General features: G+C 49.0%; 28 protein-coding genes. 18 read left to right on the forward strand and 10 right to left on the reverse strand.

What is annotated here, in order from left to right; genetic code table 11:
- Window positions 1–19: 19 nt before the first annotated feature.
- The 7 genes from mraY to murA all read left to right on the forward strand — a co-directional run bounded on the left by mraY (window position 20) and on the right by murA (window position 8,725).
- Window positions 20–1,003 carry a phospho-N-acetylmuramoyl-pentapeptide-transferase gene (gene mraY / locus Pmgp_RS02110; protein WP_134212316.1) on the forward strand — a complete coding sequence of 328 codons (984 nt, stop codon included), beginning with the start codon at window positions 20–22 and terminating at the stop codon, window positions 1,001–1,003.
- A gap of 229 nt (window positions 1,004–1,232) precedes the next feature.
- A complete protein-coding gene (gene murD / locus Pmgp_RS02115) occupies window positions 1,233–2,597 on the forward strand; it encodes a UDP-N-acetylmuramoyl-L-alanine--D-glutamate ligase (RefSeq protein WP_243119692.1) in 1,365 nt (454 codons plus the stop codon).
- 58 nt (window positions 2,598–2,655) lie between these two features.
- On the forward strand, window positions 2,656–3,759 hold the full coding sequence (gene spoVE / locus Pmgp_RS02120; protein ID WP_134212318.1) for a stage V sporulation protein E: 1,104 nt from the start codon (window positions 2,656–2,658) through the stop codon (window positions 3,757–3,759).
- A gap of 55 nt (window positions 3,760–3,814) precedes the next feature.
- Complete coding sequence (gene murG, locus Pmgp_RS02125; protein WP_134212319.1) at window positions 3,815–4,939, forward strand: undecaprenyldiphospho-muramoylpentapeptide beta-N-acetylglucosaminyltransferase; 1,125 nt, start codon at window positions 3,815–3,817, stop codon at window positions 4,937–4,939.
- Between the two features lie 222 nt (window positions 4,940–5,161).
- Window positions 5,162–6,547: a UDP-N-acetylmuramate--L-alanine ligase gene (gene murC, locus Pmgp_RS02130; RefSeq protein WP_134212320.1), complete on the forward strand. Its 1,386-nt coding sequence runs from the start codon at window positions 5,162–5,164 to the stop codon at window positions 6,545–6,547.
- Window positions 6,540–7,451 (forward strand): UDP-N-acetylmuramate dehydrogenase, encoded by a 912-nt coding sequence (murB, locus tag Pmgp_RS02135; RefSeq protein ID WP_192902738.1) that lies wholly within the window; start codon window positions 6,540–6,542, stop codon window positions 7,449–7,451. The genes murC and murB overlap by 8 nt, the downstream gene beginning before the upstream one ends.
- 14 nt (window positions 7,452–7,465) lie before the next feature.
- Window positions 7,466–8,725 carry a UDP-N-acetylglucosamine 1-carboxyvinyltransferase gene (murA, locus tag Pmgp_RS02140; RefSeq protein WP_134212321.1) on the forward strand — a complete coding sequence of 420 codons (1,260 nt, stop codon included), beginning with the start codon at window positions 7,466–7,468 and terminating at the stop codon, window positions 8,723–8,725.
- 497 nt (window positions 8,726–9,222) lie between these two features.
- Here the strand turns inward: murA and Pmgp_RS20495 are convergent, their stop codons facing one another.
- Genes Pmgp_RS20495 through Pmgp_RS19605 form a run of 3 tightly spaced genes read right to left on the reverse strand, consistent with a single transcriptional unit; the run spans window position 9,223 to window position 9,700 of the window.
- A complete protein-coding gene (locus tag Pmgp_RS20495; protein ID WP_282432860.1) occupies window positions 9,223–9,357 on the reverse strand; it encodes a hypothetical protein in 135 nt (44 codons plus the stop codon).
- 34 nt (window positions 9,358–9,391) lie between these two features.
- Window positions 9,392–9,526, reverse strand: coding sequence for a hypothetical protein (locus tag Pmgp_RS20500; protein ID WP_282432861.1), 135 nt, complete (start codon window positions 9,524–9,526; stop codon window positions 9,392–9,394).
- Between the two features lie 30 nt (window positions 9,527–9,556).
- A complete protein-coding gene (locus tag Pmgp_RS19605; RefSeq protein WP_192902739.1) occupies window positions 9,557–9,700 on the reverse strand; it encodes a hypothetical protein in 144 nt (47 codons plus the stop codon).
- A gap of 228 nt (window positions 9,701–9,928) precedes the next feature.
- Here Pmgp_RS19605 and Pmgp_RS02145 point away from each other — a divergent pair, with 228 nt between their 5' ends.
- The 7 genes from Pmgp_RS02145 to selD all read left to right on the forward strand — a co-directional run bounded on the left by Pmgp_RS02145 (window position 9,929) and on the right by selD (window position 16,018).
- Window positions 9,929–10,672: a cell division protein FtsQ/DivIB gene (locus tag Pmgp_RS02145; RefSeq protein ID WP_134212322.1), complete on the forward strand. Its 744-nt coding sequence runs from the start codon at window positions 9,929–9,931 to the stop codon at window positions 10,670–10,672.
- A gap of 16 nt (window positions 10,673–10,688) precedes the next feature.
- Window positions 10,689–11,384 carry a DUF881 domain-containing protein gene (locus Pmgp_RS02150; protein ID WP_243119693.1) on the forward strand — a complete coding sequence of 232 codons (696 nt, stop codon included), beginning with the start codon at window positions 10,689–10,691 and terminating at the stop codon, window positions 11,382–11,384.
- Between the two features lie 13 nt (window positions 11,385–11,397).
- Complete coding sequence (locus tag Pmgp_RS02155; protein ID WP_134212323.1) at window positions 11,398–12,096, forward strand: DUF881 domain-containing protein; 699 nt, start codon at window positions 11,398–11,400, stop codon at window positions 12,094–12,096.
- Window positions 12,097–12,105: 9 nt separating this feature from the next.
- Window positions 12,106–12,447 (forward strand): small basic family protein, encoded by a 342-nt coding sequence (locus tag Pmgp_RS02160; protein WP_134212324.1) that lies wholly within the window; start codon window positions 12,106–12,108, stop codon window positions 12,445–12,447.
- A 76-nt stretch (window positions 12,448–12,523) separates the two neighbouring features.
- On the forward strand, window positions 12,524–13,726 hold the full coding sequence (gene ftsA, locus Pmgp_RS02165; RefSeq protein WP_192902740.1) for a cell division protein FtsA: 1,203 nt from the start codon (window positions 12,524–12,526) through the stop codon (window positions 13,724–13,726).
- Window positions 13,727–13,796: 70 nt separating this feature from the next.
- Window positions 13,797–14,846 (forward strand): cell division protein FtsZ, encoded by a 1,050-nt coding sequence (gene ftsZ, locus Pmgp_RS02170; protein WP_134212326.1) that lies wholly within the window; start codon window positions 13,797–13,799, stop codon window positions 14,844–14,846.
- Window positions 14,847–15,001: 155 nt separating this feature from the next.
- Window positions 15,002–16,018, forward strand: coding sequence for a selenide, water dikinase SelD (gene selD, locus Pmgp_RS02175; RefSeq protein WP_427910005.1), 1,017 nt, complete (start codon window positions 15,002–15,004; stop codon window positions 16,016–16,018).
- Window positions 16,019–16,073: 55 nt separating this feature from the next.
- Here selD and Pmgp_RS02180 read toward each other — a convergent pair whose 3' ends face one another.
- The 7 genes from Pmgp_RS02180 to Pmgp_RS02205 form a co-directional block, all read right to left on the reverse strand.
- The gene (locus tag Pmgp_RS02180; protein WP_192902741.1) at window positions 16,074–16,676 is read right to left on the reverse strand and encodes an Hsp20/alpha crystallin family protein; all 603 of its coding nucleotides are present in this window, start codon (window positions 16,674–16,676) and stop codon (window positions 16,074–16,076) included.
- Between the two features lie 140 nt (window positions 16,677–16,816).
- Complete coding sequence (locus Pmgp_RS02185) at window positions 16,817–17,056, reverse strand: hypothetical protein (RefSeq protein WP_134212329.1); 240 nt, start codon at window positions 17,054–17,056, stop codon at window positions 16,817–16,819.
- A 64-nt stretch (window positions 17,057–17,120) separates the two neighbouring features.
- On the reverse strand, window positions 17,121–17,378 hold the full coding sequence (locus tag Pmgp_RS02190) for a hypothetical protein (RefSeq protein WP_134212330.1): 258 nt from the start codon (window positions 17,376–17,378) through the stop codon (window positions 17,121–17,123).
- Between the two features lie 368 nt (window positions 17,379–17,746).
- Window positions 17,747–17,980, reverse strand: coding sequence for a hypothetical protein (locus Pmgp_RS19490; protein WP_153189174.1), 234 nt, complete (start codon window positions 17,978–17,980; stop codon window positions 17,747–17,749).
- Between the two features lie 239 nt (window positions 17,981–18,219).
- Window positions 18,220–18,441, reverse strand: a complete 222-nt coding sequence (locus Pmgp_RS02195; RefSeq protein ID WP_134212331.1) for a spore germination protein — start codon at window positions 18,439–18,441, stop codon at window positions 18,220–18,222.
- 10 nt (window positions 18,442–18,451) lie between these two features.
- A complete protein-coding gene (locus tag Pmgp_RS02200; RefSeq protein WP_134212332.1) occupies window positions 18,452–18,904 on the reverse strand; it encodes an Hsp20/alpha crystallin family protein in 453 nt (150 codons plus the stop codon).
- An 84-nt stretch (window positions 18,905–18,988) separates the two neighbouring features.
- Entirely contained in the window at window positions 18,989–19,339 is a 351-nt protein-coding gene (locus Pmgp_RS02205; RefSeq protein ID WP_134212333.1) for a hypothetical protein, read from the reverse strand.
- Between the two features lie 575 nt (window positions 19,340–19,914).
- On the opposite strand from Pmgp_RS02205, the gene Pmgp_RS02210 reads away from it, so the two are divergent.
- From Pmgp_RS02210 to Pmgp_RS02225, 4 genes are all read left to right on the forward strand, one after another.
- The gene (locus Pmgp_RS02210; protein ID WP_134212334.1) at window positions 19,915–20,832 is read left to right on the forward strand and encodes a sigma-E processing peptidase SpoIIGA; all 918 of its coding nucleotides are present in this window, start codon (window positions 19,915–19,917) and stop codon (window positions 20,830–20,832) included.
- A 69-nt stretch (window positions 20,833–20,901) separates the two neighbouring features.
- Entirely contained in the window at window positions 20,902–21,633 is a 732-nt protein-coding gene (gene sigE, locus Pmgp_RS02215) for an RNA polymerase sporulation sigma factor SigE (RefSeq protein WP_134212335.1), read from the forward strand.
- Between the two features lie 124 nt (window positions 21,634–21,757).
- Window positions 21,758–22,531, forward strand: a complete 774-nt coding sequence (gene sigG, locus Pmgp_RS02220; protein WP_134212336.1) for an RNA polymerase sporulation sigma factor SigG — start codon at window positions 21,758–21,760, stop codon at window positions 22,529–22,531.
- 245 nt (window positions 22,532–22,776) lie between these two features.
- Window positions 22,777–23,052, forward strand: coding sequence for a YlmC/YmxH family sporulation protein (locus Pmgp_RS02225; RefSeq protein WP_134212423.1), 276 nt, complete (start codon window positions 22,777–22,779; stop codon window positions 23,050–23,052).
- Window positions 23,053–23,253 lie beyond the last annotated feature (201 nt).

Genomic DNA, 23,253 nt, shown 5'->3' on the forward strand with positions numbered 1-23,253 from the left:
GTGCGGCAGGAGGGTCCTTATGGAAAATTTGTGGAAGGCTTTTGCCGTCTCACTGGTAGTAACCTTACTGCTGGGGCCGCTGGTGATTCCTTTGCTGAGAGGGCTTAAATTTGGCCAGAATATACGCTCGGACGGGCCGTCAAGGCACCTGAGCAAAGCAGGGACCCCGACTATGGGAGGGGTAATGTTTTTAGCCGGGACGCTGGCTGGAGGTATCCTGCTGGGACACGGGCAGCAGGACAGTCTGGCGGTATTGCTGATCCTTCTTGGCTTTGGTTTTATCGGGTTTTTAGACGACTATATAAAAGTGGTTTTAAAAAGGTCACTTGGCCTGCGGGCGCGGGAGAAACTGCTGGGCCAGATTTTGCTTGCCGCGGGTCTGGCTTTTTGGGTTGTAAAGGGACTTGAGCGCGGTACGGAAATAGTGCTGCCGTTTTCAGGTTACTTTACACTCGGCGGCGCTCAGGTCGATCTGGGCTGGTGGCCTTTCTTAGCTTTCACCATCATAGTTGTAGTGAGTTCAGCCAATGCTGTCAACCTAACCGACGGGCTGGACGGGCTGGCCACGGGCATAAGTATGATTGTCGCCCTGGCGCTGATGTTGATTGCCGTGGTTATACTAAAAGATGGTGTGGCCGTTACTATGGCGGCTCTTGCGGGAGGGTGTCTGGGTTTCCTGTATTTCAACCGCCACCCGGCAAGAGTTTTCATGGGCGACACAGGTTCCCTGGCCCTGGGCGGCGCACTGGGCGCAGCCGCGGTAATAACCAGGAGCGAGCTTTTCCTTTTGCTCATTGGCGGGATATTTGCACTTGAAACGCTCTCTGTAATCATTCAGGTGATATCGTTTCAGACTACTGGCCGCAGGCTTTTCCGCATGGCGCCCCTGCACCACCATTTTGAACTGGGAGGATGGAGCGAGCAGTGTGTCGTATATTCCTTCTGGGCGGCGACCCTTGTTTTCGCAGCCATCGGCCTGGCAGGATTCTATGGGATTTATTAGTTCTTAAAACAAATTGACAGGATTTACATGATTAAAAGGATTTACATGATTAAAAGGAATTACAGGATTAGAGTTGTGCTCTTGAAAACCTTTTACATTTAACACAGTGCCGCACTGAGTAAAAGGAATAATCATTTTATAAATTTTATATTGTTTATCCTGTTAATCAGAAAAATCCTGTTAATCCTGTCAATTTGTTTTTCACTCTATTATGAAGGGCAGATGTGCATTGGAACTTCGAGGCAAGAAAGTGCTGGTAATCGGGGCTGGCAAGAGTGGACTGGCTGTTTCCCGCTTTCTCGCGGGCAAAAAAGCCAGGGCGGTATTAGCCGATGCCGGCAGCCCGTCATACCCGGGCGGCGAACTTGAACAGCTGAAAGCCGCGGGGGTTGAGGTCCTGCTGGGCGGTTATCCGGCAGTTGAACGCGGCACTTTCGACCTGGTGGTGATGAGCCCGGGCGTGCCGCTGGCGATTGAGCCGGTCAGCCAGGCGCAAAAACAAGGCATACCGGTCACCGGCGAGCTTGAGCTGGCTTATAATTTCGCCAAGGCGCCGTTTATAGCCATCACCGGGACGAACGGCAAGACCACTACCACCACCTTAATCGGCGAGATTTTCAAAAACACCGGCAGAGATACACTGGTAGGTGGCAATATTGGCCTGCCCCTGGTAACCGAAGTGGAACGGTGCGGCCCAGACAGCATCATAGTAGCTGAGGTTTCCAGTTTTCAGATGGAAACTGTCAGTGCTTTTAAACCAAAGGTCGCTGCTATTCTGAACATCACCCCTGACCACCTGGACAGGCACGGCAGCATGGAAAATTACACCGGAGCCAAGGCCATGATCTTCGCCAACCAGGACTCTGGTGATTTTACCGTGCTTAATTATGATGATCCGGTGACTGCGGCGCTGGGGCACAAAACCGGCGGGCAGGCAGTCTTCTTCAGCAGGCGGCAGGCACTGCCGGGCGGGGTTTTTGTGCGCGGCGGGAAAATCATAGCAGAGTTGGACCAGCGCCCGGAAATAATTTGCGGGGTTGAGGAACTTGGCATACCAGGGGCTCATAACCTGGAAAACGCCCTGGCGGCAGTGGCTGTGGCCAAAGCGATGAAAGTTGAAACTCCTGTTTTAGCCAACACTTTGCGGACCTTTAAAGGTGTGTCCCACCGCCTGGAATTTGTAGCGGAGATAAATGGTGTCAGGTATGTTAACGATTCCAAGGGAACAAACCCCGATGCCTCAATCAAGGCGCTCGAAGCCTATGCTGAGCCTATAGTTTTAATTGCCGGCGGAAAGAACAAGGGCAGTAATTTTGCTGAGTTTGCAGAAAAGATTAAGGCAAAAGCCAGGGCTCTGGTGGTCCTCGGGCAAAGCGCGGACCTGATCGCTGATGCCGCCAAGGCTAAAGGTTTCACCAATATTCAGCACGCCGCAGATTTTGAGGAAGCGGTGCTCCTGGCTCACCAGGCCGCGCGGCCTGGCGAGATTGTGCTTTTGTCCCCGGCCTGCGCCAGTTGGGACATGTTTACAAGTTACGAAGTGCGGGGGGATTTATTTAAAAAGATAGTGCTTGGCCTAAAAGAAATGGTATGAGAATATATTTAAATCATAAATTCTAAAAAATCCCATGCCATAAATAGGGGGACCGGCAATGTCAATAAGAAAAAAATCTCCTGACTTTGTCCTTTTCTTAACTGTAATGAGCCTGCTTAGTCTTGGGGTAATTATGGTCTTGAGCGCCAGTGAGTACAAAACCCTGATTGACTACAATGACAGCTTTTACTTTTTTAAGAGACAGCTGATCTGGGCCGCCATGGGTATTGCCGCCATGCTGCTGGCTCTGAATTACGATTACTGGCGGCTGAAGCGCTACATCGGCCCCGCTTTAATCATCGCTTTCGTCTTATTGGTTTTAGTGCTGATTCCCGGTGTGGGCAGGGAAGTGAACGGCGCCAGGCGCTGGATTGGTGTCGGGCCGATACCATTCGCTCCCGCTGAACTGGTAAAGCTTTGCATCATCGTTTTTACCGCTTACGGGTTGGCCAGGGAAAAGGAAAGAGTGAAGGTTTTTACCAGGGGTGTCCTGCCGTACCTGATCGTGCTGGCGCTTGCGGCCGGGTTGATCCTGCTCCAGCCGGACCTGGGGACGGCGATGTCTCTGGCGGGTATAGTTTTTGTGATGATTTTCGCGGCCGGCGCCAGGATGTCCCACCTTGGCGGTATTGGTTTAGCCGGGGTGGCGGCGATAGGTTTTGCTATTGTTTTAAAGCCGTACCGGATGCAGAGGTTCCTCGCTTTTCTGGACCCCTGGGCTGACCCGCAGGGCGCGGGCTTCCATATTATCCAGGGACTTTATGCGATAGGGTCAGGGGGGCTTTTCGGCCTGGGCCTGGGCCAGAGCAAGCAAAAGTTCCTGTACCTCCCCGAGAGCCACACCGACTTTATTTTTGCCATCATCGGGGAAGAGCTTGGCTTTATCGGAGCGGCTCTGGTGATTATGCTTTTCTTGCTGTTCATCTGGCGGGGTATAAAGATAGCGGTTACTTCACAGGACCCTTTTGCCAGCTTATTGGCCACGGGTATTACCGCCTGGGTGGGAGTACAGGCTATTATCAACATAGGTGTTGTAACAGGATCCCTGCCGGTAACCGGCATTCCTTTGCCGTTTATTAGTTCCGGCGGCACCTCATTGCTTTTTACCATGATCGCGGTGGGCATCCTGCTTAATATCTCACGATTTACCACTACCCGGTAAGCAGGATACTTTAGCTTTTCGGTGGAATAGTGGTTACAGCAAGGAGTTGGGACAGTTGCGTTTCATTGTGGCGGGCGGCGGTACCGGCGGGCATATTTATCCCGCGCTGGCTATTGCCGGGGGACTCAAAGAAAGGTACCCCGGTGCTGAGATCCTGTATATCGGGACCTCAAAGGGAATGGAAGCAGACATTATCCCCAAAGAGGGACTTCCTTTTAAAGGTATAGAGGCCACGGGTTTGCAGAGGAAACTCACTCTACGCAATTTTATCACCATCTGGCAGGCCTGCCGCGGGTTGTGCCAGGCGCGCGGGATGATCAGGTCCTGGCGCCCTGACGTGGTGATTGGCACCGGCGGCTATGTCTGCGGGCCGGTGATCTTGGCGGCAGCTTTAAACCGGATCCCCACCTTGATCCACGAGCAAAACGCACTGCCGGGCTTGACCAACCGCCTGCTTGCACGTTTTGCCACGACGGTGGCGGTTACTTTCAGCGCTTCAGAAAAGTATTTTCCACGGCAAAAAAAAATAAGGCTGACCGGCCTGCCTGTACGTCCGGAAGTTTTACAGGCGGAGAAACAGGAAGCTTTAAGCAATCTGGGCATCGGCAATGGCCGTTTTGTTTTGCTTTCCTTTGGGGGGAGCCGGGGGGCGCGTACAATCAATAAAGCCATGGTGAGAGTAATCAAACTTTTTGCATCTGATCCTCGTATCTACATCCTGCATGTAACCGGGACCACCGGTTATGAAGAATTCCTGAGCGATTGCGCGGCTGTGGGTATAGATACGGCAAAAGCAGAGAACTTTAGGGTCATGTCTTATGTATATAACATGCAGGACGCTCTGGCAGCCGCAGACCTGGTTGTCAGCAGGTCCGGCGCCGCTACGCTGGCTGAGCTTACCACCCTGGGCATTCCTGCGATTTTAGTCCCTTATCCCTATGCCGCGGAAAACCATCAGGAGTACAACGCCCGGGCCCTGGAAAAGGAAGGAGCAGCTCGGGTGGTCCTGGACAGCCGGCTGGACGGGGACATGCTGGGAGATATGGTTGCTGACTTGCTTGTTGACCGCGGCAGGTTGTCGGCTATGGCCCTGGCCAGTTTAAAACTAGGCAGAAAACAGGCTCTCGCAGATATTATAAATTGTGTGGACGAATTGATCCAAAGCCCTGGCAGGCAGTAGGACAGGCTTTATGACAGCGGATGTAACACGATTTATGAGGTATGCATAGTATATTCTATAATTTAAGCGATAAAGCACCATAAGTACTGCCTGAGCGATAAAAAGCATAAAAACCAGAAAAATAGACCTTATATTTCCTGAAATCTGATATCATCCCCAGTATTACCAGGATTTTTAAATAAGTCATTTCCTATTTTCCGGCACGGAAGGAGATATGTATCAGTGCAGAGTACGCAGCATGTTCATTTTATTGGAATAGGCGGCTCAGGGATGAATGGCATCGCCATGATCATGCTGGGGTTGGGTTACCGGGTAACCGGTTCCGATCTAAAACCATCGGCTACGACTGAGAAATTGGAAGCCCTGGGGATTGACTGCTTTACCGGGCATAATGGAGAGAACCTGGGCGAAGCTGATCTGGTGGTAGCCTCGACGGCCATTCCGCCGGACAACGTGGAACTGGTTGAAGCGAAAAAGAGAGGCCTGAAGATTGCCCACCGGAGTGAAATGCTGGCCTGGCTGATGCGCAGGCAAAAAGGCATAGCAATAGCCGGAGCGCACGGAAAAACAACAACTACTTCGATGGCAGCCCTGATGCTTGAAAAAAATGAACTTGACCCTACCATTGTTATCGGAGGTGAATTGACAGATATAGGCGGGAACGCCAAGTTAGGGAGGGGAAAGTACATTGTAGCGGAAGCTGACGAGAGCGACGGATCTTTTCTGAAACTGGATCCTTTTATTGAAGTTATAACCAACATCGAAGATGATCACCTCGATTATTACAAGTGCGAGGAAAATATTGCGGCAGCTTTTCGTGAGTTCCTGGCTAAAGTGCCTGACAGCGGGCAGGCGGTTGTATGTCTTGACGACCCCGGCGTAAGAAAGCTGCTGGCAGGGTGCGACCGCCCCTGTCAGACTTACGCCCTGGATAACCCGCGGGCGGATTATACTATGCGCAATATCAGGCTCGGCGGCGGGATTACTTCAGGTGACGTCTATTACCACGGCCAGTATTTGGGTGCTTTGGAACTCTCCGTCCCCGGCAAACATAACCTTGCCAACGCGCTGGCCGTTACGGCGGTAGGCAGATTTATCGGACTGACCATGGAAAAGATAGCGGTTGCCCTGAAGAACTTTATGGGAGCGGGGCGAAGATTTCAACTGACAGGTGAGGTTAACGGCATCAGGGTTATTGACGATTACGCCCACCACCCAACGGAAATCAAAGCCACACTAAAGGCAGCCGCTCAAGTCAAATCAGGAAGAGTAGTGGGTGTTTTCCAGCCCCACCGCTATACCAGGACTTCCATACTCGGTGAGCGCTTCGGGGAAGCTTTCAAAGACGCGGATGTGGTAATTATCAGCGAAATTTACAGCGCCGGCGAGCGTCCGATCGAAGGGGTTTCCGCCCAGACCATAATCTCAGCTATTGAAAGACATGATGGCCGTACGCCTATTTACCTGCCGACCAGGGGAGAGATTGTGGAATATCTTGCCCGTACAGCCCGGCCCGGTGATATGATTTTGACCATGGGAGCCGGTGATATCTGGAACGCTGGTGTTGAGTTGGTAGACCGGCTAAAGGAGCGTCAAAACATTGATTGAGTCGGCCTTTTACCAAGAACTGCTGGCAATGATGCCCGGAAAGGTGAAGGCCGGCGAGTTGATGAAAAAACATACAAGTTGGCGCATCGGCGGGCCTTCAGAAATATTCGTGGAACCATCCGGACGTGAAGATTTAAAAGCTGTGGTAACATACGCGCATACGCGTGAGTTGCCTCTGACCGTGATTGGCGCCGGCACAAATATATTGGTTGCGGATCAAGGGATAAAAGGAATTGTAGTAAAGCTTGGCAGGGGCATCGACAAAATTGTGACAGGACCGGATGGCATAGTGGCGGAAGCCGGCGCCAAACTGTCCAGAATAGCCGCCGCGGCACGGCGAGCCGGCCTGGGGGGCTTTGAATTTACCGCTGGTATTCCCGGTGTCGTAGGTGGGGCACTGGCGATGAATGCCGGAGCCAACGGCTCTTCTATCGGCGATCTGGTACGGGAAGTCAGTTTGCTTAGTCTGGAGGGAGAGTTTTTCCATAAGTCCAGAGAGGAGATGGGTTTCGGCTACCGCACCAGCGTCCTGCAGCAAGAACCTGCCATAGTTATAGAAGCTGCTTTTGCCTGCGGCCGGCGGGACAAAAGCGAAATTCAAAAAGAGATGGAGCAGTTTCTTAAAAGAAGAAAGGCAACCCAGCCTTTGCACTATCCCAGCGCCGGCAGTATTTTCAAGAACCCGCCGGGAGATTCCGCCGGCCGCCTGATTGAAGCGGCGGGCCTAAAAGGTCTGCGGGTAGGTGACGCTCAAGTATCCGAGCTGCATGCCAATTTCATCGTTAACCTTGGCGCGGCCACGGCCCGGGATGTGCTGGCGCTGATCGGCAAAATCAGGGAAACGGTGCTTGGCGATTGCGGCGTGGAACTAAAACTGGAGGTAAAGATTATCGGTGACATATAGGCGGAGGTGACAGCATGTATAAGTTTTTAATTGTGGGTGGCAACCGCCTAAAAGGGACAATAAGCGCCAGCGGCTCCAAGAATGCCACACTGCCCATACTGGCAGCCTGTATTTTAAACTCCGGGGAGAATTTGATTCATGGAGCGCCGAGGCTGAGAGACGTTTCGGTAATGGAAGATGTGCTGAGCTATCTTGGCGCCAGGGTAGTATGTGAGGGCAATACAATTTTAGTTGACAGTTCCAATATTCAATCAGTAGAAATTTCCGAAGAACTAATGCGCCGTATGCGCGCTTCCAACCTGGTTTTAGGCGCCCTGTTGGGCAGGTTTGGCAAAGTTAAAATATCATATCCTGGTGGCTGCCAGATCGGCAGCCGTCCAATGAACCTGCATTTTAAAGGATTGCAGGCGATGGGGGCAAACATTCAGGAAAAATACGGGTATATATCCGCAGAGGCGAAAAAACTATCAGGCGCGGACATACACCTCGACCTGCCCAGTGTGGGCGCCACAGAAAATTTAATGATGGCGGCGGCACTGGCTGAAGGAGTGACAACAATCCGCAACGCGGCCAAGGAGCCGGAAATGGTGGATCTACAGAACTTTCTCAATAAAGCGGGGTGCAAAATTAAAGGCGCCGGTACCGACACCATCAAAATCGAGGGTGTGCGCGGCAGTGAGCTGAAACCTGTGGTCCACAGCGTTATTCCCGACCGGATTGAGGCGGGCACACACCTGGTAGCGGCCGCCATAACCGGCGGTGATGTCACAGTGGCCAACGTTATTCCCGAACATATGGAACCGCTGCTGGCAAAAATGCGTGAGGCCGGAGTCGAGATAGCCGTGGGGGATGATTACGTCAGAGTGCTGGGTTCCGGGCGGATCAGGGCCGTAGATATAAAAACAATGCCGTATCCTGGTTTTCCAACCGATATGCAGCCTCAGATGATGGCTCTCCTGAGCCTGGCCGAGGGAACAAGTGTTATTACCGAGACGGTGTTTGAGAACCGGTTCAAACATGTCGGAGAACTGCGGCGCATGGGTGCGGACATAAAAGTGGAGGGCCAGTCAGCTATCATCAAGGGAGTTGAAAAGCTGAGCGGCGCTTATATCGAAGCAAGTGATTTAAGGGCCGGCGCGTCCCTGGTACTGGCTGCACTAGCGGCTGAAAACGGGTCGATTTTAGAAAATATAAACCATATAGACCGCGGCTACGAGCGGCTGGAATTAAAATATAACGCCCTTGGGGCGAGGATTATCAGAGTCCACAATTAAAGTTATAAAACATACCATCACACTCCTACTACCTGCCATTTGCTGTTAATCTCCTTTAATCACTTTTCCCAATACTTACAAGGCTATCTTACATTATTTTCCCCTTCTTATTCTCTCTTCTACTTGTTTGTCGAAACCGCGCATGCAAATATATCTATATCACTCCAATACCGGCCTGCTGTCCTCCACAACAGGCCGGTTTTCTTTTTTTCTGTGAACTCCCTTAATACTTCCGCACCCATTGGGTTTTAAAGAATAGTTCTTTAAGGGTAAACATAATAGAGTCCTCCCTTCGGGACCGTGGCCTACATGAATTTAGAGTAGGATTATCCCTTTTCCTGCTTTAATGCAAATAAATATACGTTTTAAAAAACAGGAAACCGCTTGCGCGGTTTTCTGCCTTAGAATGGTTTCAATGTATCCCCCGGTACACCAGCCATAAGTTACCGGAAGGACCTCGGACCTGGGGAGGCGGTGAAGCGGTTCATCTTAAAAGTTTAGATAAAGATGAAACCTATCCCCAGGATCAGCAGGATCAGGATTAAAAAGAGGATGAAAACCCAGCTGCCCCAGCCCACGCCAACACCGGCTCCAGCTCCGGCAGCGGCTCCAGCACCAGCTCCAAATGCCATATTTGTTCCTCCTTTCTTTTATATATTTACAATTTTAGATAAAGAACAGGCCAAGTCCTAAAATCAGCAGGATCAGGATCAGGAAGAGGATGAAAGCCCAGCTTCCCCCACCAACGCCAACACCGGCTCCAGCTCCGGCGGCAGCTCCAGCACCAGCTCCAAACGCCATTTTTATTCCTCCTTTACCAATAAATTTTTTTTAGATAAAGCAGAGGCCCAAGCCCAGGATCAACAGGATCAGGATCAGGAAGAGGATGAAAGCCCAGCTTCCCCCACCAATGCCAACACCGGCTCCAGCTCCGGCGGCAGCTCCGGCGGCAGCTCCAGCACCACCAAATGCCATTTTTATTCCTCCTTTTTGATTTCTGTTTAAGGGCTACCTTATCCTATGCGTTAAGGAATTAAATGGTTACATGGCGAGCAGGATACATCGCCTAAAACTTTTTGAGGACAACCAAAGGACTGGGGTTTTTCTTTTTTTTCTTTTTTAGTTTTTATATGGACAAGTCAGGCACGGTAAGTATAATAACTTATGGGATAAACTAATTAAGGCCGTATCGGAGTGAATGTTTTGGGGGGTTCGGGTCAGAGGCGCAGGCGGCTTAAAAATCAGAATCTATTCCAGAGCATTTTTTTTGTGCTGCTGGTGCTTGTAGCCGCGTACGTCCTGCTGCGCTCACCTTTTTTCGAAGTAAAAAGGGTAGTGGTGCGGGGCAACCATTTTCTAAATGAGGAAAGAATCCGCTCTGTGGCGGATATAGGCGTTGGTGTGAATATTTTTAAGCTGGACCTGGCAGCCGCCGACGCTAACCTGAAGCTGATCCCGATGCTGAAAGAGGCGCAGATTACCAGGTCCCTGCCTTCCACTGTGGTGATCACCGTTAAAGAGCGCGTGCCGCTTGGACTTTTACCTACTGTTGAAGGGTTTATTGAGGTTGATGAGGAAGGTGTTTATTTAATAAAAGCGGGCGCCGGGACACCGGGCCTGCCTGTTATAACCGGTGTACAGGCTGAGATTGCCGGACTCGGGCAACCGGTTAAATCGGAAAAGCTGGGTAGTGCTCTGACAGTAATCAAGGAACTGCCCGACAGTACAGTGGCTAATCTTTCAGAAGTGCATGTTGATGAAGAGGGCCTGATCAAAATTTATACCATGGAAGGAATTCAGTGCCGTTTTGGCCTGCCTGTGGATGTACAGGAAAAGGGAGCTATTTTGTCCCAGCTTCTGCTGGAACTGCGCAAACAGGGAGCAAAAGTCAGCTATATTGACCTGACCTGTGCGGGTCAGCCGGTGGTACAGTATAAAAACAATTAAACGGCGGTGGTTTTTAGTGAAAGGATTCCAGTGGGCGCTTGCTTTGGTGGGCCTGGTCCTGGGTATTATGCTGGCCTTTCAATTCAGGGTGACCAGGGAGATAAACAAAACAGAACCGGTACAAAGAGCGCAGCGGATGTCAGCTGAGGTGAGCCAGTTGAAAAAAGAGCGTGACTATCTTCAGGCCAGTGTCAGTGAGCTGCGTGCGACTTTGGACCAGCTGCCGGCCGGTCCGAGGGATACAGAGCTAAAAGAAGAACTGGAGATGGCCCGGATTCTTGCCGGTGTGACAGAGTTAAGCGGTCCCGGGGTGGAGGTAACCCTGAATGACAGCAATATCACCCTTAAGCCGGGCGAGAACCCCAATCTTTATGTGCTGCACGATGAAGATGTGCTGCGGGTGCTGAATGAGATCAGGGCAGCCGGCGCGGAAGCTATTTCCATAAACGGTCAAAGGCTTCTGGCCAGCACTGAAATACGCTGTACCGGGCCGACGATCGTGTTGAATAAAAACAAAAGGCTGGCTCCCCCTTATGTGATAACTGCCATAGGCAATCCAGATACCCTGGAAGGATCAATAAAAATGAAAGGCGGGGTGGCGGAAACACTCCAGTTCTGGGGGATCCAGGTAGGGGTTAAGAAAATCCCTCAGGTTACCGTTCCGCCATACAGTGGAGGTATAAGTTTTGATTATGCCAAAGCCGCCGGTTAGGGGGGAATAAGGTTTGAAGAAGCCGATATATTTTTCTATTGCCGCAGTGTCACTGGTATTCGGCCTCCTGATAGCGTTCCAGTTTCGCACAACCAGCAGTATTGCCGGGGGAGTGCCTGTGGACAGGTTCCAGGAACTCACCATCGAAAAAAAACAGGTGGAGCTGGATAATGCTCACCTTGAGCAGGAGGCGGCCGATCTTGCAGCCAAAATCGAAGAAGCCAAAAAAGGACGCTCCCAGGCCAGTGAAGTTCTTGAGAGTGAGCTCTCCAAGATCCGCATGTACGCCGGCCTGACCCCTTTAAGCGGCCCCGGTGTGGAAGTGATCATGGAGAACCCGCCGGATAAGAACGGCGGCGCCAGTTTTTATTCAATCAGGGATGAAGATATCTTGAAAGTGATTAACGATCTGCGGGGCGCGGGCGCGGAAGCTATGTCCATCAATGGGCAGCGAATTCTCGCAACCAGTGAAATCCGCCTGGCCGGCAACCATATCAATGTAAACCTGGTCAGGCTTTCACCACCTTATCATATTTTAGCCATAGGCAACCCTGGTACTCTGAAGAGCAGCCTGGAGATAAAAGGAGGATTTGTCGAGTATCTCAGCGCCAATGGTATCACTGTTGCTGTCCAGCAAAGGGAGAAGATAGAAGTCCCGGCTTATAACGGTTCTTTAAAATTTGATTATGCTAAAGCTGCTCAAAGAGGGTGATTTTGGGATATGTGGTTAGGAGTCTGGTTGGGAATATTAGGCCTTGCGGTTGGGGTGGTTATCGGTCTCAAAGTGCCGATAATACTTCCTCAGGCATACGCCCAGTACCTTTCAGTAGCGGCACTGGCCGCTTTAGACTCGGTGCTGGGGGGGATCCGCGCCGCCGTGGAGGATCACTTTGACAACACCATTTTCATTTCAGGTTTTTTTAGCAACGCGCTCCTGGCGGCGGGCTTGGCCTTCATCGGGGAAAGGCTGGGTATGGATCTTTACCTGGCGGCGGTAGTCGCGTTCGGCGTGAGGATTTTCCAAAACCTGGCCATACTGCGCCGGCACCTTCTAAAAAAATAATATAACAAAAAGGGAAATAGCCTTTGGTGTTGAATCCTAACAAAACAAGAAAAGTTTAGCACGGGAGGTGCCCTGGTTGGCCAAAGGAAACCCTGTTGTACTGGCCGGCCTTGATCTAGGCACTTCAAAAACGGCTGTTGCCATAGCTGCTGTAAAAAATGCATCTTTAGAATTATTGGGGTTGGGAGAGAGTCCCAGTATAGGTGTGCAAAAGGGGATAGTCACAGATACGGAATCAGCAGCCAGGTCTGTCAGGCAGGCGTTGGAAAAAGCTGAAAAAATGGCTGGCCTGAAGATAGATTATGTATATTTGAGTTTTAACGGAGCCGGCGTAAAAGTAAGAGGTTGTTGTTTAGAAAACCCCGCCGTCGATATGCCAGCCGGCAGTGCGAAAGTTTATCCAAACGCTGTTCATGATATACCGGCAGTCACTGGGATACCCCATGATGAAGAACTTTTGCAGATAATACCGCCACGCACCGGATTAATCGGATTTGGGCGAGAGGCCCGGGCGATTACAGCCAGATCCCGGGACCTGGAACAGCTGACCCGGAGCGTTCGTCTGGCTGGCCTGGAGTCCAAGGGAATCATATACGGGCCGCTGGCGGCGGCTGAGGCCTTGCTGCTTCCCTCCGAAAGAGAGTTTGGCGCTGTCCTGGCAGATATCGGCGCCGGATTAACCTCTGTAAGTGTTTTTGACAGGTGTTTGCTCAGGGAAACCGCTGTTTTCCCCCTTGGCGGAGAGCATCTCACAAGTGATCTGGCCATAGGCCTGCGCACGACCCTGGGTCAGGCACAGGAAATATTACAGGCTGGTTGTTTGGGAGAAGATGCGGAGCGGTCGGACAATCGCGATTTGACGGTTGAACAGGCAGGTCCGGTTACAGGGGAAAGGGATCAACTGGCCAGATCGATCATAAAAGCACGGGCTGAAGAAATTATAGATTTAATTAGTGCGTCAATTAGGGAATTTGATTATCCCGGTACGCTGCCAGGTGGTGTGATTTTTTCTGGAGGAGTTGCGAGCCTGGCCGGCCTGGCGAAGCTGGCTGAAGACAAGCTGCAGCAGCCTGTTAAAACCAGAACGGCGCCACAGGATGTTGCAGCGGGACCTGCCTATGCCGGCGCCTTGGGTTTGCTGCGGTGCGCTTACAGGCATGCCGATCCTCCCGGAAAGAATTTCTCAAAGGGCGGCCTGAAAGAATCGGCTGCGAAGATATTAGATTGGTTCCATGTTCAGTTGAATGATTATAAGGCAGGTCAGTCAAAAAAACACTAAGCAGGCCAATGGCTTTGCGGCGTCCATAATAAGGTTGGTTTCCATAGTAACAACAGAGGGGGACAAAAACATGCTAGATTTTGATCTCGACCTTGACCAGTTTGCCAATATTAAGGTAATAGGGGTCGGGGGAGGCGGCAACAACGCGGTAAACCGGATGATCAACGCAGGTCTTAAAGGGGTGGAGTTTATCGCGGTAAACACCGACGCCCAGGCGCTTTATCTGGCGCAGGCCAATCACAAGATCCAAATCGGCACCAAGCTAACTAAAGGGCTGGGCTCGGGAGGAAACCCCGAGATCGGTGAAAAGGCTGCCGAAGAAAACCGAGACGAAATTTTACATGCGCTGAAAGGCTCAGACATGGTCTTTGTCACAGCCGGCATGGGCGGCGGCACTGGTACAGGCGCAGCGCCCATCGTTGCGGAAGTAGCCAAAGAGCTGGGCGCCCTGACTGTGGGAGTGGTAACCAGGCCTTTTACCTTTGAAGGACGTAAAAGAGCCACACAGGCAGAGTCCGGTATTGAGAATCTTAAATCGAGGGTGGATACACTAATCACAATTCCCAATGACCGGCTCCTGCAGGTAATTGAAAAACACACCTCTATTGTTGAAGCTTTCCGCATTGCCGATGATGTGCTGCGCCAGGGGGTGCAGGGCATCTCCGACCTGATTGCCGTGCCGGGCCTGATTAACCTGGACTTTGCCGATGTTAAAACGATCATGAAGGATACAGGTTCGGCTTTAATGGGCATCGGCAGCGCCAAAGGTGACAACAGGGCGACTGAAGCGGCCCGTGGGGCCATTTCCAGCCCGTTGCTGGAAACATCCATTGAAGGAGCCAGAGGAGTTCTGTTAAATATAACCGGTGGAACTTCCCTGGGGTTGTTTGAAGTGAACGAAGCGGCGGAAATTATCTTCCAGGCTGCCGATCCCGAAGCGAATATCATCTTTGGGGCGGTTATTGACGAACAAATGGAAGAAGAGGTAAGAGTCACTGTTATAGCAACAGGTTTTGAACAGAGAGCTTTTAAAAAAGAGCGCCAGAAATCTGATTTGGAGATAAAGCCCTTTGCCAACCATGATGATCTGGATATTCCGGCCTTTTTAAGACGACGCTAAAAATACACCCCCCGTCGCAGGGGGTTTTTTGTATAAAATAAGTGCTCCTCACCAAAGCTAGGATTATTTACATTCATAAATAAGGGAGGCGGAAGAGCATGCAGCGGGAAAAAAACTGTCACCTTCCCCAGATATCCGGCTATAATCTTACCGAGATGGCCAGTTCCGCCGGCTGAGCGGCGAAAATCGGTCCCAAGGACCTGGCACAGGTACTGTGCCATTTAAGCTCTATAGAGGACCCTAACCTGCTGGTTGGTTCCTCCACCTCTGATGACGCGGCTGTTTACCGCCTGAATGAAGAAACAGCCATAGTGCAGACAGTGGATTATTTTACCCCCGTGGTTGACGACCCTTATACATTTGGCCAGATTACCGCGGCTAATGCCTTGAGTGATATTTATGCCATGGGGGCAAAACCCCTACTGGTCCTTAACATCATTGGTTTCCCGGTCAAACTGCTGCCCATGGAGATTCTGGTCCAAATTCTGAAAGGCGGCGCGGATAAGGTCAGGGAAGCGGGTGCGATTGTGGCCGGCGGCCACACCATCGAGGACAACGAGCCGAAGTACGGGCTCGCGGTAACAGGCCTTGTCCACCCCGACCGGGTTATCACCAACGCCGGGGCACGGCCAGATGACATATTGGTTTTGACCAAGCCGCTGGGAATCGGCATTATTAACACGGCAGTCAAAGGCAAGCTCGCGGATGACTCGGCCTGCCGGGCGGCCGTGGAACTGATGACGACTCTTAACGACAGGGCGGCCAGGGTTATGTCGGAAGTAGGGGTGCGGGCCTGCACTGATATCACAGGCTTTGGACTGCTGGGCCATCTTTATGAGATGGTGGCGGCGAGCGGAGCAGGCGGCCGTATTTATCTTGATCAAGTCCCCTTGCTTGAACAGGCCCGTCCCCTGGCTGAGATTGGCATGGTGCCGGCCGGCGCTTACCGCAACCTGGAGTACCTGGAACAGTGGCTGCGCTGGGGCAGTGGGCTGGATGATCTCGATAAACTGATCCTGGCTGACCCGCAGACTTCCGGCGGCCTGCTGATAGCAGTTCCCGGAGAAAAAGCCGGGGATGTAATTGAAGCTTTGATGGCGGCGGGGGTAGCCGGGGCAAAGATTGGGGAGATCATAGAATCTAAAGAACCTCTAATTTATGTAGAAAGGTAAAAGCCTGAACAATATAAAAAAAGAGCCATGATCAGTAAGCAGCGTTTGATGCTGTTTACTCAAACTTGACTTCCATTTTCAAGGGGGAAAGAAGGCTCTTCTTGGGGACGCGAATATACAAGAACCCGTTACGGTAAGTGGCGGTAGCTCCTGAAGGGTCTACCAGCGCTGGTAATCGTACTTTTTTATAAAAATTTTCAATCCTTTTATCACCTCCCGAAAATCCAACGGCAGTCCTGACGCCGGATAATTCCAGCGCTTCATGGGAAAGAAGGAGATTCAGGTCGTCCCTGGAGGCAATACCGGGAATAATAACATGAATACTTATTTCATTGTTTGTTTCATGTACTGAGACAGGTACGTTATAGCCACTCTTTGTTGCTCCTGACACGAACGTTCCACTATGTACGGGCCCGGTCTCCTGCTGCCAAAAGACCTCATTCTCTATTTTTTCTTGGTCCGTAAAACTGGCTTCCTGTTGAATTTTTTCCCCTTTATCGGGTTGTGTGTGGCCGATGCCGGTGGAAGTAAATTTATTGGCTACATCTATCAGTGACTCCAGGCCACCTTTGTCCCAATAGTTGGTAAAGCCCATATCCTTGGTTTTTTCGTAGAGTTCAAGGGCGAATTTAAGCCAATCTTTATTTTGAAAATTCATGCCGTAAACCTCCATTTATGCATGGGCTTATAACAGGCGGCACTGACACGACGCTATGTTCCTAACCCTTTTTACCCTTCGAGCCAGATGGTGAATGTGTTATGATATCTCCTTAACGGAGTCGTTCAAGCCCAGCGTATTTATACCGGTGGGAAGTGATGGACGAGCATTTTTATTTTTTCTAAAACAGCTTTGTGATGTTGCGACATGTGCGCGATTGTTTTTTTTAAGTGTTCGGGCGGAGGGTCATTGGCCAGTTCGTAGTATAAGGATACCAACATTTCTTCGTTCTTCATAAGCTTGTCAAGAAGTATACGGGGGTCGTGGTGGATATAACATTTCATTATGATATCCATGCCTTTTGTAGCAGTCTCGTCCATTTTTGCGCCTCCTGTTTAAAAGGGGATAGACAAAACCCTATCCCCGACAATTCATTCAAAATGGTTAAAAGCCGGCAAATTCTTTTACCGTCTTTGCGGCGTCACCGTCAATAATATCGGTGATGACACCGTTTACTGAGACGCTGGGCTGGTCGGTTGTACCGTAGAAAAAGCTGCCGTCTCCCACGCAAAAGGAATTGGCGTCCGCTTCCTGGTGAATGTTGCTCCTGGCGCAATTGATTGCTATTTCGCCGTAGTTAAATATGCCGCCCGATTGAAGCTCAATGTTGAGGCCGCCTATAATTAAAGCCAAAAAAAACACCTCAATCTGTTTTATAGCCAGCTTTCCGCAAGAAATTATTAAAATTGCTGTTATTGATAATGTCGGTACGTACCTTCCTGAATTCCAAATCCGGGGCGTTGGAAAACGAATTTTGAAAATTCTTACTTCCCTGGTTAAAAGAATTAACTTCTGCCTCATTATGCAAGTTGTTTTTATTAACAACTATAAATGCGCTGCCAAAATTAAATTTTGCGCCGGTTTGCATAGCAACCCTTACAGGCCCTATGACTAAAGGCATTGTTCAACTACCTCGCTTCCCTGCCGGGAGAGCACTAATTGCGCTCCCATTAGTTTAAAAATCGCCTTGTCTCTTTGGACTCTGACCCACCGGCTTTGACACCAAGCAATTAAATGATTTTTTCCAATAATTCTGAATCTACTATATCAGTGGAAATTCCACTAATTAGTATGGAAGGGTAATTTGAAAGAGAGGACTGGTTATTAAAGCTACCCTGGTTATATGAACTACATCTGCCCTCAAGGTGCATATTGTTTTTGTCAGTTGTAAAAAAAATGACGCCAAAATTAAATTTTCCTCCAGTTTGGTTTTCTACTATAACAGGTCCAATAATTACAGGCACGGTAATCAATTCCTTTTGAGTTAAAAATATTTTTAAAGATTACTTAACAAACCTTTCTTCTATAGACTATGCGACTAATCAAAAAATATCTACAAACGCCTGGCGAAAAATGGCTGCCGTAAAGAAGGAAGGAACGATGGTTGTTTTGGGTAAAATGAAGGAGCGGTAACAAAATAATCTGTTAAAACATATATAAAAACTAATAACAAGGAAAGAACCGATTTTCCAGTATTATCCTGTCATCCCGAAGGATTTGCAGGTAAATATTTCTTCTCTCCGGCAGGACTTTGCTGCTCTTTTTGAACAAGTGAAGTGATGCCGTCCCCAGAGCAAAAAGAATTGCTTCCTGCCGTTAATTCAATTTTATTCGAAGGCAGGCTGAAAATAATATCTCCGATATTTAAAACCGCGCCCGAATGAATGCAGTTTATCTTTAAACTGCCAATTACTATTTGAGCCATTAATATCACCTTAATCCAAAAACTGTGCTTTGGCTGCCCAGGTATTTGTTCCATCGGTCCTTTTAGCCGATATGCTAAGTATTCCTTTTTGGTATGTGACTGATAATGTCTCAGGAATGACTGAATAAGGAAGCTCTATCTTTTTCTTGAATTCACAAGGTTTTGATTCCAAGTTTCCGGTTTCGTCACTTTTATGCCAAATACATTCAATTCTTAAAATTATACCATTATCAAGCTCAACAGAAATATCCTGAGGATTGAGGATATTAGGAACTACTCCTGATACAATCACCTCATCTTTGTATGAATGGATTTCCATATTAGGTGAGGAATCCATCAAAGTCTCTGCTATTTCTGCTAGTTGTCTTAAGGTAAATTTTCTCATTTGATTTCTTTCGGAGGAATTTAATAACTGCTTTTGTAACAAGGTTGCCTGAGATAATATTTTTTTTAAGTCATCCACATATTGTCACCTCAATTTCAATGGATTTGTCATATAATATATTGCCAGAAGTTTAAATAGGTGCTATCGGCCAAAACTTATCTTTTACTCATATATCAAGTTGACTTTTGGTTTTCCAGGTTCTGACTGATCCAAAGGTTTTTCGTCCTTATTGAACGCATATTTTGTTTCATAATTGGGATATATGGTCCCAACGTTCATTGTCCCGGAGAGATTTTCTGTTGTAATAGAATCTATTTTATAATTGGTTTCAATTTTTTCACAGACTATTTTTTCAACAATGACTTTTTCAATTTTTAATACCTGCGCATCAGTTATTTGCAATTTAATTTCTTTAATTTGTTTTTCTAATTCCTGTATCTTATATAAATATTCATCAGATCTAGGACTTCGATAGATAATTTTTTTTAATTTCGAACTCAAGAGTTGTATCATATTTCCATATCCTTAATGATAGTTTATCTATGGGGACTGGCTTAATAATACTCAAAATAATTAATAATCCAAATTCAAAAGTATTTATAAACATTATTCACCTATAAAAATAAAAACATTTTGTTTAGAAAAATGGCGAAAATAGAAACCCTGGATAGCCATACATTTTCTCTAGTTATATTGCCCCGGCGTTCCGGAGTGTCTTTAATATATATTCAAACCGGTAAGGAACAAAAAACCATTCTCCAAATTTTTAAGTTTTGGATTATTCTACGCAAACTTAAATCCTTCAAAAAGGCAGGTTTTAAAAGGAGTTGACGTTTGCATCGTAAATTGTGCAGCGGCGCCGCTAATCCTTTTGAAGGTTGTGAGGTCTGGGTAAAAGAATCAGATCGGAAATAAAATTGTTTTGTATTAAATTGGCGGATAATAAAACAGCCGCAAGTCACGGCACGACAAATTATCCAGCCCTGGCAATGTATAATAAGACCAGGGCTGTAATCATTTAGCCGGTATGTAATATGAGACTATTTAAGGAAATATAATGGTAGTATGGGTAATGGGAGTCTGGCCTTATGGCGGCTTACACGGTTTACCTGGACCAGGTCTTTCTGGGCAACCTGGTGATGAACTATGCTATTCTGTGGTCAGCCGCAAAACTTGGACGCGCCCCGGCCGGCAGGTGGCGCCTTGCCGCGGGGGCCGCGCTGGGGTCGGCTTATTCTCTGGCGCTGTTTTTCCCGGGCAACAGCTTTTTGATGACAGTATGGTTTAAAACAGCTGCTTCCATAGTGATCACAGCCACAGTCTTTGCGCCGGTCAGTCTCTGTAAGTTTTTGACCTGCCTGGGCTGTTTCTACTTAAGCTCTTTTGCCCTGGGCGGGTTGACCTTAGGCCTGATCTTTTTTTCACATTCCGGCCGCCTGGCAAGTTACAGCGGGCTTGGCGGCATTATTGCCGAGCATTTTTGGCCTGGCATATTTTTGGGGCTTGCCGCTTTCTATGCCGCCGCAAAAGGCATAGCCGCGCTTATTAAGAGTGGCTATTTTGAAAACCTCTTCAACATGCGTCTTATAATCAAATCCGACGGCGGGTGGATCAAGGTGGATGCTTTTTTAGATACCGGAAACCACTTGAAGGACCCTATGACCAGGCGCCCGGTAATTGTGGCGGAATATGCAGTTTTAAAACCCCTGCTGCCGGAGGAAGCCAGGAACTGCTTCGAAAGAGAAGGGGAGCCTGACGTCTGGGGGTTTCTTGGCTCTCTTGGTGATAAAAACTATGCCTCGCGCTTTACGGCGGTCCCATTCCAGTCGCTGGGCAATGTCAACGGGCTGATGGTAGGATTCCGGCCGGATGAAGTTCTGATTGAGAGTCAGGGGAGGCAGGTCCGGGTGGGTAAAGTGGTCATTGCCATCTACCATAAGAAACTTGACCCAGGCGGCAGTTATCATGCCCTGCTAAGTTCCGAGCTGCTGGCTCCGGTATCCTGACCCTAAGAAAAGTCTAGGCGGAGGTAAATCTGAAAAGTGTCCTTACAGTCTGTTTAGGGGGGATTATTCTTGGCCCGGTTAAAATTCTGGCAGGTCAAATGGACGATTAGGCTAGCTGCGCTGCGCCTGTTAATATGGCTGGGCTACCGGCCCAAAGTATATTACGTGGGAAGCAGCGAAGCTTTGCCCCCCCCTTTGACAACGGACGAGGAGTCTTTTCTGATCAACCGTCTGGAATCCGGAGACAGCGCCGTCAGAAGCATCCTCATTGAAAGGAACCTGCGCCTGGTGGTCTATATCGCCCGCAAATTTGAAAACACCGGGGTGGGCATAGAAGACCTGGTCTCGATAGGAACGATCGGCTTGATTAAGGCTGTCAATACCTTTGACCCGGCCAAGAAGATTAAACTGGCAACTTACGCGTCGCGCTGCATTGAAAATGAAATACTGATGTACCTCAGAAGAAATAATAAAACCAGGGCGGAGGTGTCATTCGACGAACCGCTCAACATCGACTGGGACGGCAATGAGCTGCTGCTGTCCGACGTACTGGGCACGGAAAACGATATAATTTATAAACTAATTGAGGATGAGGTGGACAAAAAGCTCCTTTACCTGGCACTCCAGAAACTATCAGGCCGGGAGCGCAAAATCATGGAACTGCGCTTCGGCCTGAACAGCGGCCTCGAAAAAACGCAAAAGGAAGTCGCCGACCTGCTGGGCATATCCCAGTCCTACATTTCCAGGCTGGAGAAAAGGATCATCAAGAGGCTGAAAAAAGAAATCCACCGCATGGAGTAATCCACTGAGCCGCCCTTTGAGGCGGCTTTTTGGTTGGAGGCGCTGATGTATAATAAAATTTTGCCGTGGTAATAATGTGACTGTAAAAACGAATTGGATATATGGAAGGGGTGCTGGTCCGTTCATGCTGGTGAACAAAGTCGAGATTTGCGGTGTCAACACGTCAAAACTCCCGGTATTGACAGGAAGCGCGATGCGAGCTTTGTTCGAGTCCATGCAAAAAGGAGACACCACAGCCAGGCCTAAGCTGATTAACGGCAACCTGCGGTTGGTGCTTAGTGTGATCCAGCGTTTTACCAACAGGGGCGAGTATGTAGACGACCTTTTCCAGGTAGGCTGCATTGGCTTAATGAAGGCTATAGACAATTTTGACCTGTCCCAAAATGTTAAATTCTCAACATATGCCGTGCCGATGATCATTGGGGAAATACGGCGTTATTTGCGGGACAACAACCCGATCAGGGTGAGCCGCTCACTGCGGGACGTCGCCTATAAGGCGCTGCAGGTGAGAGACGCCCTGGTCAACAAATTCTCCCGCGAGCCTTCCATTAATGAAATAGCCGGTGAGTTAAAATTGCCCAGGGAGGAAATAGTTTTCGCCCTGGACGCCATCCAGGAGCCGATCTCACTTTTTGAGCCTATTTACCATGACGGCGGCGATCCCATATTTGTGATGGACCAGATTAGTGACGAAAAAAATCAGGACCAGAACTGGCTCGAGGGGATAGCCATCAGGGACGCCCTGAAGAAACTCAGCGACCGCGAAAAGTTAATCCTGACGCTGCGCTTTTACGAGGGAAAAACCCAGATGGAAGTAGCAGATGAAATAGGTATCTCCCAGGCCCAGGTTTCGCGGCTGGAAAAGGCCGCGCTAAGTCACATGAAAAAGCATGTTTAGCAAGAAGCGGCTCTGAAGAGCCGCTTCTTTCAGAATACAGAATTCAGGAGCCGGAATTCAGAATAAAGAATTAAGATCATTTCTTCTGTCTGCTGACTCCTGAATTCTGTATTCTATCCCAATATTTTTGTTCAGATTGGAGTCTTATGAACATATAGATGTAATGAGTATTGACCACATAGAAATGCTTGGATTCTCACGACTCACTGCCCACTTCTCACGACCAATACCGGAGGTGCTTGATGGTGGTTAAAATTTCTGACCTGCGGGTGCGGGAGATTATCAATGTGGTGGACGGGCGCAGGCTCGGCTTGATCAAGGACATAGACATCGACCTGGAAGAGGGAAAAATCAGTTCTATTATCCTGCCTGGTGTAAGCGGTAAGTTTCTTGGCTTTCTTGGTAAGGAAGAAGAGATAGTCGTGCCGTGGAATAAAATAATGAAAATAGGAGCAGATGTTATTTTGGTCGAGGTCAACACTTTTACCGACCCGAGGCATGAGGCCAGAGGCGGTTATTAAACTGCAGCCAATTGCAGAATTCTATCTGATAGAGCATTGTCCGGATTAGCAAAAATTTAAGAAACAGCAACCTTTTTGAAGCGTGGGGGAGTTACTGCTCTCCCATTTGCTATTATGGTATTGTTTACCGTTTTCAATAATAATCAATATATAGTATAATTCTCCTATGTCTGATACCATATTATGTAGCTAAATAAAAGC

Origin of the sequence: Pelotomaculum propionicicum, assembly GCF_004369225.1 — a bacterium.
GTDB classification, from domain to species: Bacteria; Bacillota; Desulfotomaculia; order Desulfotomaculales; family Pelotomaculaceae; genus Pelotomaculum_B; species Pelotomaculum_B propionicicum.

Bases quoted from the DNA above. Each gene is read 5' to 3' on its own strand.
- mraY (WP_134212316.1), top strand. From the start codon at position 20: ATGGAAAATTTGTGGAAGGCTTTTGCCGTCTCACTGGTAGTAACCTTA.
- spoVE (WP_134212318.1), top strand. From the start codon at position 2,656: ATGTCAATAAGAAAAAAATCTCCTGACTTTGTCCTTTTCTTAACTGTA.
- murA (WP_134212321.1), top strand. From the start codon at position 7,466: ATGTATAAGTTTTTAATTGTGGGTGGCAACCGCCTAAAAGGGACAATA.
- Pmgp_RS20495 (WP_282432860.1), bottom strand. From the start codon at position 9,357: ATGGCATTTGGAGCTGGTGCTGGAGCCGCTGCCGGAGCTGGAGCCGGT.
- Pmgp_RS20500 (WP_282432861.1), bottom strand. From the start codon at position 9,526: ATGGCGTTTGGAGCTGGTGCTGGAGCTGCCGCCGGAGCTGGAGCCGGT.
- Pmgp_RS19605 (WP_192902739.1), bottom strand. From the start codon at position 9,700: ATGGCATTTGGTGGTGCTGGAGCTGCCGCCGGAGCTGCCGCCGGAGCT.
- Pmgp_RS02160 (WP_134212324.1), top strand. From the start codon at position 12,106: ATGTGGTTAGGAGTCTGGTTGGGAATATTAGGCCTTGCGGTTGGGGTG.
- ftsZ (WP_134212326.1), top strand. From the start codon at position 13,797: ATGCTAGATTTTGATCTCGACCTTGACCAGTTTGCCAATATTAAGGTA.
- Pmgp_RS02180 (WP_192902741.1), bottom strand. From the start codon at position 16,676: ATGAATTTTCAAAATAAAGATTGGCTTAAATTCGCCCTTGAACTCTAC.
- Pmgp_RS02185 (WP_134212329.1), bottom strand. From the start codon at position 17,056: ATGGACGAGACTGCTACAAAAGGCATGGATATCATAATGAAATGTTAT.
- Pmgp_RS02195 (WP_134212331.1), bottom strand. From the start codon at position 18,441: ATGGCTCAAATAGTAATTGGCAGTTTAAAGATAAACTGCATTCATTCG.
- Pmgp_RS02205 (WP_134212333.1), bottom strand. From the start codon at position 19,339: ATGATACAACTCTTGAGTTCGAAATTAAAAAAAATTATCTATCGAAGT.
- Pmgp_RS02210 (WP_134212334.1), top strand. From the start codon at position 19,915: ATGGCGGCTTACACGGTTTACCTGGACCAGGTCTTTCTGGGCAACCTG.
- sigG (WP_134212336.1), top strand. From the start codon at position 21,758: ATGCTGGTGAACAAAGTCGAGATTTGCGGTGTCAACACGTCAAAACTC.